Genomic DNA, 7,512 nt, shown 5'->3' on the forward strand with positions numbered 1-7,512 from the left:
AGCTTGATGGTCCTTAGGTCTAGGTTTACAGGTCGTTGGCTTTTCACGGCTTTTTTCACACTGAAGAGCCCCTAGCGAATCAGGGCAAAGTTGTTGGTAAGTGTACTGGTCAGGTACCCACCACCCAGGGAACGGCGACCCCCAGCAGTTCGGGCTTGCAAGCCCCAGGGAGTCGGGTGCCGAGTATAGACAGTTAGGCTGCTTATGACAACGGAAGGGGGTAGCCCAAATAGCGCATTGCCTTTAGCGAACAAAAGGCGTAAATGGGCGAGAATTTCGTGAAAAATCAGGCCTGCAGCCCGCTTTCAAGCAGCCTTTAGGCAAATTGACATTCGAATTTACTTCTCTATAGTGGTGCGGGCCCTGCGTGGGGGGTCTGTCTGATGATTTCAAGCATTAATAGGAGGCCACATGGCTGACAAAAAAGCGCAGTTGGTCATCGAGGGCGCTGCCCCCGTCGAGCTGCCCATTTTAACCGGCACCGTTGGTCCTGATGTAATCGACGTCCGCGGGTTAGGGGCCACTGGTCACTTCACCTTCGACCCCGGTTTCATGGCGACCGCCTCGTGCGAGTCGAAGATCACCTACATTGACGGCGACAAGGGCGTGCTGCTGCACCGCGGCTACCCGATCGAACAGCTCGCCGAGCAATCGGACTACCTGGAAACCTGCTACCTGCTGCTCAACGGCGAACTGCCCAATGCCGAGCAGAAGGCTCAGTTCGTCAGCACCGTGAAGAACCACACCATGGTTCACGAGCAGCTGAAGTCGTTCTTCAACGGTTTCCGCCGCGACGCTCACCCGATGGCGGTGATGTGCGGTGTGGTCGGCGCCCTGTCGGCGTTCTACCACGACTCCCTGGACATCAATAACCCGCAACACCGCGAAATTTCCGCGGTGCGCCTGGTCGCCAAGATGCCGACCCTGGCCGCGATGGTTTACAAGTACTCCATGGGCCAGCCGATGATGTACCCGCGCAACGACCTGTCGTACNNGATCAAACCGATCAGCCCGGTGTTGGCCAAGGCAATGGACAAGATCTTCATCCTCCACGCCGACCATGAGCAAAACGCCTCGACTTCCACCGTGCGCCTGGCCGGCTCCTCGGGTGCCAACCCGTTCGCCTGTATCGCCGCCGGTATCGCCGCACTGTGGGGCCCTGCCCACGGCGGTGCGAACGAAGCCGTGCTGACCATGCTCGATGAAATTGGCGATGTCTCGAACATCGACAAGTACATCGCCAAGGCCAAGGACAAGAACGACCCGTTCAAGCTGATGGGCTTCGGTCACCGCGTGTACAAGAACCGCGACCCGCGCGCCACCGTGATGAAGAAGACCTGCGACGAAGTGCTCGGCGAGCTGGGCATCAAGAACGACCCGCAGCTCGAACTGGCCATGCGCCTGGAAGAGATCGCCCTGACCGATCCGTACTTCATCGAGCGCTCGCTGTACCCGAACGTCGACTTTTACTCGGGGATCATCCTCAAGGCGATCGGCATTCCAACCAGCATGTTCACCGTGATCTTCGCCCTGGCACGTACCGTGGGCTGGATCTCGCACTGGAAGGAAATGCTCTCCAGCCCGTACAAGATTGGCCGCCCGCGCCAGCTGTACACCGGCGAGCTGCAGCGCGACATCGTCGAACTGAAGGACCGCAAGTAAGCTCCCTGAGCCGAACGCAAAAAAGGCTGCCCTCGGGCAGCCTTTTTTCATTGCCGTTCGCCTGTAGCGGCCTCAGTTCTTCTCGGCCCGCTCGCGCAACCCTTTCAGGGTATTGAACGGCGCATCGACCACGAACTTGTTGGCAACCATCGCCGGCACGCTGCCACCTGGCTCGGTGTGCACCTGGTAGGTCACTTCGGTGCTGTCACCCTTAGGCACCAGCTTCCAGAAGCCTTCGACTTTCGCCACCCGCACATAGCCCTTCTCTTCCGGGATATAGGTCGGCTCTTCCTTCAGGTTACGGGTCAGGCTGCCGTCGGCATCCTTGACCGTGGTGACATGCAACACCGAGTCCCGCGGCGTCACCGGCCATGGCGTATTGAAGCGGGTGTAGGTCCAGCTCTGGTCGCCTTCGTGCTTGAGCAGCTTCTGCGACTCGCACTCGTGGATCCAGGCACAGGCCCCGACCACGTCTTCCTGCAACGCCTGCACCTTGGCCAGAGGGGCCTTGATCAGGGTCACACCACGGTAGGCCTTGTACTTGGAGCCGGCCACCTCGCTGAGGGAGACCTTGATCCCGTCCTCGTCCTTGGCCACTTGCCAGTTTTCCGCCCAGGCGGCCGGCGCCAGCAGGACACCCATGCCACACAGCAGTGCAATACGCTTGAACGATCTCATCATCTTTATCCTTGTTGTCGAAGATCCAGCCTTGTCACGCCGCCGTCATCTGCTCCCACCAACCCAGAATCCTGATCGCCTCTTCACGGTCGCTGCCACACACCTCGATATCCGCCTGGAACCCGCCACACACCGCTGGCCGTTCGGGCTTGCCGAACAAGTCGCAGAGGTTGTCGACAGTCAGGTGCAGGCAGCGCTCACCGGCCGGCTTGCCCTCAGGCATGCGCGGCATCGCCGAGCTGATGGACGGGGCGATGCAGCAGGCACCGCAACCCTCGCGACACTTCATGAAAACAGGACTCCCTGGAGCAAGACGGGACGAACGTCCCTGGATAGTAACCGCTCAAACATGCGTTTGAAATTGCTGACCCGATGAAATCTGCCGTGACCCGGCAGTCAGTTGGGCCCGGCTATTGGCGGAACTGGAATTCGATGGCCGCGCCTTCCACATCGCGGCGGCTGTCGTTGCGCAACTGCAGCTGCATTTCGTTGCTGATCAGGCGGCCGTTGAGCTGGAACGGGCTGTCGTCGGTTTCCGGCTTTTCGGTGAACATCGCCGGCAGCAAAGGTTTGCGCCTTGGCGGCGTGCTGCCGACGTTGGGCTCGAGCTCGTTGACCATGTCGGCGGGCAGGCTGAGGTCCAGCTTGGCCTTGGGCAATGGCTGGCGCACCGCCTTGCTGACGGGTTTGTGCACCGGCTTGGCCTTGCTTTTGGCCGGCTTGGCCGGCTTGGCAGGCTGCTTGGGCGCAGGCTTTGCCGCCTTGTCCTGCGCCTGCACGGCAGGCTGCGCAGCCTCGGCCACTCCAGCAGGCAGGTACAGGGGCACGAGGCAAACGATCAGGGCAAGGCTACGCAACAGTTTCATGGACATCGGCGGACAGGCTGGCAAAGTGCCTATGCTCTACGTTCCGCCCGTCCCTGGCAAGCCTTACAAAAGTGGGGTCGCCGACTCGCGGCACAATTGCTGGGCCAGCAAGCCCAGGGTGATCACCGCCCGCTCGGCTTCCTTGTTCCACGGAATCCCGCAATTAAGGCGTATGCAGTGGTTGAACTGCTCGGTATTGCTGAAGATCAGCCCCGGCGCAATGCTGATCCCCTGCTCCAGTGCGCGCACGTGCAACTCCTGGGTATTGACCCGCCCCGGCAGGCTCACCCACAGGATGAAACCGCCCGTGGGCCGGGTCATCTGCGTACCTTCGGGGAAGTGCTGCTGCACCGCCAACTGGTAGGCACTGAGGTTCTTGCGATATTCCTGGCGAATGTAGCGCAGGTGGCGGTCGTAACCGCCGTTTTCCAAATAGGCGGCCACGCCCATCTGCGTCACGCTGCACGCCGAATGGGTGGTGAAGGTCTGGAGCCGCTGGATCTCATCCTGATAGCGCCCCGCCACCATCCAGCCGACCCGCACACCCGGTGACAAGGTCTTGGAAAAACTCGAGCAGTAGATGACCCGGTCGAGCCGGTCGAACGCCTTGAGCGCCTTGGTCTTGCCCTGCTCGAACATCAGTTCGCCATAGATGTCGTCTTCGACGATCTGGATGTCGAAGTCCGACGCCAGGCGCAGCAGTTGTTTCTGCCGCTCTTCGGGGACGGTGCCGCCCAAAGGATTGCTCAGGCGCGTGGTCAGCACCAGCGCCTTGATCGACCACTGGTTGGCCGCCAGCTGCAAGGCTTCCAGGCTGATGCCGGTGGACGGGTCACTGGGAATTTCGATGACCTTCAGCCCCAGCAAGTCCGCCAGCTGCAACAGGCCGTAATAGGTGGGCGACTCCGCCGCGATCAGGTCGCCCGGGCGGGTCAGCACCCGCAGCGACATCTGCAAGGCATCGACACACCCATGGGTGACGATCACCTCGCGCGGGTCCACCAGCACACCGGCATCGCGCATGCGGATGGCGATCTGCCGGCGCAGCGGTTCGAACCCCGGGCTGAACATGTAGCTGAAGGCGCGCGGGCTGTGAAAGCGGGTGACCTTGGCGATCTGCTGATGCAGGGCCCGCACCGGCAGGTAGTCGACATGAGGCACGGCAGCACCGAAGGGGAACACGCCGTCGCGGCGCGCCTCGGTCAGTACCTGCTGGATGATGCTGGCCCGAGTGACCAGGCCAGGCCGCTCGACCCGGGCGATGTCCGGGGTCTGCGCGGTCAGAGCCGGGGTCTGGTGAACGTAGTAGCCCGACTGCGGCCGGGCGCGAATCAGGCCCTGGTCTTCGAGATTGGCATAGGCCTGCAGCACCGTGGCATGGCTGACATTGAGCTGGGCGCTCATCTTGCGAACGGACGGCACCCGCTCGCCTGGCTGGTAGACACCACGGCGGATGTCATCGGCCAGTTGCTGGGCGATACGCTGGTACAGCAGCAGGTTGGTCATGGCGGGCGGCTCGTTGTTCTTGTGCGACTCACTGGCGGTAGAGAATACCGTAACAGTTGCAAAGTGTACTGGGACAGATTGCAGAATAGTCGACATTACAGTTACGTGGCACCTGTGAACCTCATCGCCGGCAAGCCGGCTCCCACAGTTTCAGCATCTGCCATGGACCTGTGGGAGTCGGCTTGCCGGCGAGAGGCCGCCGCGATCAGCGCGCCGGTGCGAGCTTGCCCTTCTCGTCGGAGAAGACGATTTCCACCCGGCGGTTCTGCGCCCTGCCCCGCTCCGAGGCATTGGCCTCGATCGGATACTGGTCGCCATAGCCCTCGACCTGCAGGCGCTTCTCATCGATACCCAGGTCGACCAACATGTCGGCCACTGCCTGGGCGCGGTCGCGCGACAGCTTGAGGTTGTCCTCCGGCGCACCGGTGCTGTCGGTATAACCCTCGATGCGCACCACGCGACGCGGGTTGAGCTGAAGGAACTGCACCAGCTTCAACACCGTGCGGCTGGCCGAATTCTTCAGGTCGGCACGGCCGGTGTCGAACAGCACATCGCCCAAGGTCATCACCAGGCCACGGTCAGCCTGCTCCGAGGCCAGCGCGGCAATCTGCGTTTCGACCCACTTGCCCTGCTGCTGCACGCTGGCCAGCTTGGCCTCGCGCAATGCCAACTGCAGGCGCTGGCGTTCGAGGTCGAGCTTGGCCAGGCGCTCCTGGTTCAGCGCCAGCTTGGCATGCTCGCTGGCGATCTCGCTGTAGCGCTCGCTCAGGTAGGCGTAATGGCGCACGTCACTGCCGGTGCCGATGTAGCTGGACAGGCGTTCGGCCCGCGCCAGCGACTCGCCGGCACGGATCACGTCACGTGGCGCACTGCGCAGCACATCGGAATCGTCCTTGACCTTCTGGAACGCTGCCGTGGCATCGTCTAGTGCCGCAGAGCTGCGCTGGCTGGCACACCCCTGCAAGCCTGCCACCAGCGCCAGCAAGGCCAGCGCCGCCATTGGTCTGCCGCGCATCATGGCTGCACCTCCAGTTGCTTGCGCAGGCGCTTGACCCGCTGCTGCAGCAAGTCGAGCTGCTCGTCGCTCTTCTGGTTCAGCACCTGCGCCTCGGCCAGGCGCGCATCCAGCTCGGCCTGTTCGGCACGCATGCGGGCGTCACGATAGTCTTCGGTGAGCATGTTGGTCTTGGCCCGGGCGAACTTGCCTTCAGCCAGCTTCATCGCCGCGACCTGGTCGGTGGCACCGACCGCCTTGGCCTGTTCCAGCGCCTGCTCGGAAATACGCATCTGCTCATTGGGCGCCGGGTCATTGGCGCAGCCAGCCAGGCCGAGCACAGCCACGGCAAGGATCAGTGATTGGGTTCTCACGCACTCTTCCTACTGTTTGGGGGCGTCCGCCTGCACTTGCATCTGCGCTTTCCAGCGCTCGACATTGCGTTGCAGCACGGCTTCGGACGCACCGGAGATCGGCAATTCTGTCAGCTTTTTCGCCAGTTGCCCACGCAACCAGGCGTCATTGCAGGCCGAGTTGTGCGAAATGGCCAGGTACAGGCCGGGGCGGTCCACCGGCAGGCCACGGGCCACCAGGTGGCTGCTCATGCCCAGGCTCTGGGTCATGGCCATGCCCGAGTAGCGCCCGGCGAGCACATAATCGACCTGCCCCAGCACCAGCTTCTGGAAGGCCTGGGTCAGGTTCTGCGCCGGCTCCAGCTTGAGCTGGGCCTTGGCGAAGGCGCTGAAGGCCGGGGTCAGGCGGGCGCGCTCCGACAGGCTGCCGCGGTATTTGGCGAGGTCCGCCGGGCCTTGGTACTCCAGCGTCGCGTCATGGCGCGTCCACACCAGGTATTCGTTGAGCTGCAACGGTGGGTGGATGTAATCCAGCGCGGTCAGCTGCTCCACCTGCATGGGCGTGTCGAGCAGCAGGTCGATGCGCCCGCTGCGCACTTCCTCCAGCGCCTGGTCGCGCCTGCCGGCATTGAGCACTTCCACCTTCACGCCCAGTTCGCCAGCCACCTGCCCGAGCAGGTCGACGTTGGCGCCGATCAGGTGCTTCGGGTCTTTCGGGTCCTGCCAGGAATAGGGCGGTGCATCCGGGCTGCCGGTCGCCACCAGGCGCTCGCACTTGCCCGCCGCCATGGCCAGCGGCGAGAGCATCGCCACCACGCATACCAGCACCCTGCCCGCTTCGCGAAACGCCATCCCTCACTCCTTGCCCGGCAAAAAGAAGCCCGGCCCTCAGTAGGAGGGCCGGGCTTCTTTATAAGTGAAGCAGCCGGATCAGACCAGCTTTTCCAGCTCTGGCACCGCTTCGAACAGGTCAGCGACCAGGCCGTAGTCAGCCACCTGGAAGATCGGCGCTTCTTCGTCCTTGTTGATCGCAACGATCACCTTGGAGTCCTTCATGCCGGCCAGGTGCTGGATCGCGCCGGAGATACCGACGGCGATGTACAGCTGTGGCGCAACGATCTTGCCGGTCTGGCCGACCTGCATGTCGTTGGGCACGAAGCCTGCATCGACCGCGGCGCGCGAGGCACCCACGGCAGCGCCGAGCTTGTCGGCCAGGCTGTACAGGTGCTTGAAGTTGTCACCGTTGCCCATGCCACGGCCGCCGGAAACGACGATCTTGGCAGCGGTCAGCTCAGGGCGGTCGGACTTGGCCAGTTCTTCGCCGACGAAGGCGGAGATACCGGTGTTGTGCGCGGCAGCTACCGCTTCGACGGCCGCGGAGCCACCTTCCGCGGCAACGGCGGCGAAGCCGGGGGTACGCACGGTGATGACCTTGACCGCCGCGCTCGATTGC

General features: G+C 63.0%; 9 protein-coding genes. 1 reads left to right on the forward strand and 8 read right to left on the reverse strand.

Annotated features, from left to right (window positions below):
* Window positions 1–411: 411 nt before the first annotated feature.
* Window positions 412–1,662 carry a citrate synthase gene (gene gltA / locus B3E94_RS05040; RefSeq protein WP_286912561.1) on the forward strand — a complete coding sequence of 417 codons (1,251 nt, stop codon included), beginning with the start codon at window positions 412–414 and terminating at the stop codon, window positions 1,660–1,662.
* A gap of 72 nt (window positions 1,663–1,734) precedes the next feature.
* On the opposite strand, the gene B3E94_RS05045 is transcribed toward gltA, so the two are convergent.
* From B3E94_RS05045 to B3E94_RS05080, 8 genes are all read right to left on the reverse strand, one after another.
* The gene (locus B3E94_RS05045) at window positions 1,735–2,340 is read right to left on the reverse strand and encodes an START domain-containing protein (RefSeq protein ID WP_176516611.1); all 606 of its coding nucleotides are present in this window, start codon (window positions 2,338–2,340) and stop codon (window positions 1,735–1,737) included.
* A 34-nt stretch (window positions 2,341–2,374) separates the two neighbouring features.
* Complete coding sequence (locus B3E94_RS05050; protein ID WP_236238085.1) at window positions 2,375–2,629, reverse strand: YkgJ family cysteine cluster protein; 255 nt, start codon at window positions 2,627–2,629, stop codon at window positions 2,375–2,377.
* Window positions 2,630–2,750: 121 nt separating this feature from the next.
* Window positions 2,751–3,206, reverse strand: coding sequence for a hypothetical protein (locus B3E94_RS05055; protein ID WP_286912562.1), 456 nt, complete (start codon window positions 3,204–3,206; stop codon window positions 2,751–2,753).
* A gap of 63 nt (window positions 3,207–3,269) precedes the next feature.
* A complete protein-coding gene (locus tag B3E94_RS05060; protein WP_236238083.1) occupies window positions 3,270–4,712 on the reverse strand; it encodes a PLP-dependent aminotransferase family protein in 1,443 nt (480 codons plus the stop codon).
* A 205-nt stretch (window positions 4,713–4,917) separates the two neighbouring features.
* Window positions 4,918–5,730 (reverse strand): OmpA family protein, encoded by an 813-nt coding sequence (locus tag B3E94_RS05065; RefSeq protein ID WP_176516617.1) that lies wholly within the window; start codon window positions 5,728–5,730, stop codon window positions 4,918–4,920.
* Window positions 5,727–6,080 (reverse strand): DUF4398 domain-containing protein, encoded by a 354-nt coding sequence (locus B3E94_RS05070; RefSeq protein WP_286912563.1) that lies wholly within the window; start codon window positions 6,078–6,080, stop codon window positions 5,727–5,729. The genes B3E94_RS05065 and B3E94_RS05070 overlap by 4 nt, the downstream gene beginning before the upstream one ends.
* Before the next feature lie 9 nt (window positions 6,081–6,089).
* Window positions 6,090–6,911, reverse strand: a complete 822-nt coding sequence (locus B3E94_RS05075; RefSeq protein WP_286912565.1) for a substrate-binding periplasmic protein — start codon at window positions 6,909–6,911, stop codon at window positions 6,090–6,092.
* Between the two features lie 78 nt (window positions 6,912–6,989).
* Window positions 6,990–7,512, reverse strand: a 523-nt coding sequence (locus B3E94_RS05080; RefSeq protein ID WP_286912566.1) for an electron transfer flavoprotein subunit alpha/FixB family protein, incomplete at its 5' end; no start/stop codon positions are given.

The organism is Pseudomonas sp. UBA6315, assembly GCF_002438125.1.
GTDB classification, from domain to species: domain Bacteria; phylum Pseudomonadota; class Gammaproteobacteria; order Pseudomonadales; family Pseudomonadaceae; genus Aquipseudomonas; species Aquipseudomonas faucium.